The organism is Xanthomonas arboricola pv. guizotiae (assembly GCF_002940205.1).
GTDB lineage: Bacteria > Pseudomonadota > Gammaproteobacteria > Xanthomonadales > Xanthomonadaceae > Xanthomonas > Xanthomonas arboricola_C.
The window spans coordinates 1-1,004 of the sequence record NZ_MDSK01000098.1 but is presented as its reverse complement, the minus strand read 5'-3'; the positions used below and the strand labels follow the sequence as shown (position 1 = coordinate 1,004).

General features: G+C 58.3%; 1 protein-coding gene. It reads left to right on the top strand.

The window, feature by feature from the left end; genetic code table 11:
* Positions 1 to 1,004 (top strand): C48 family peptidase (locus XarbCFBP7408_RS21965; protein ID WP_258072307.1); only part of this gene is annotated, 1,004 nt, incomplete at both ends.

Here is a 1,004-nt window from a genome sequence, read left to right as displayed (position 1 = left end):
GATTCTTCCTATTCGTCCCTATTGCCGCCCACCCCCTCTGGTGGTTGGCAGTTGCCGCCCACCCCCTATGGCGGTTGGCCGCAGAACGCATCAGGTGAGTGGCATCCCGATACTTCGGCGGGTTCTTCCTATCCTGCATGGCCAGCCCAGCCCGAAGCATCGAGTTCCACCTTCGATGATCTCGAGTCCTTGGACTATAGGCAGAACTATGGTTATCGCGAATTCGACCTCAACACATCCCAGGAAGAAGAGGAGCTTTGGGACTACAGCACGCAGACTCCCGTGGGGCACTCGGCCATGAGTCCCGAGAGGATCGATGTGGACAATCTGCCCTCGCCCCAGGACGTCCCAGACCCCGAGCTTCCTCCAGTAACGGCCACTTCGTGGCTGCAAGATGGACATTTGCGCGCCTACACCGACGACCTCGCTCGCCGATTGCAAGGGCAGCCCAATGCCCATTTACTCCACTTTGCCGACTCACAGGTAGTGGCAATGCTGAGTTCCACAGATCCAGACCAGCAGGCCCGCGCACGGTGCCTTCTTGTCGGAGACGACGTCCCACCTATCGTGTTCCTGCCGATCAATCAGCCCAACGTTCATTGGTCATTGCTCGTGGTCGACCATCGCGACAAGGACGCTGCCGCAGCCTACTACTACGATTCCATGGCACAGACGCAGCCACAGCAACGCTACCTTGCCGATATGGCGGCCTATCACCTCGGCCTTGATTATGAACAAACTCATGAAATGCCCACCGCGATGCAGCCGGACGGTTATTCCTGCGGCGATCATGTGCTGACCGGGATAGATGTGTTGGCCCACAGGGTGGTCAACGGCACCTTCGACGACGCGGGCGGCAGGGACCTGAGCGATATTGAACCAGACCGCGGCCTCATCAGGGATCGTCTTGCCCAAGCGGAGCAAGCTCCAGCGGAAAGCAGCGTCAGGCAAGTTCCCGAACGATCCCACGAACAAAAGAAAAAGAAAAGCAAGTGGTGGAAATT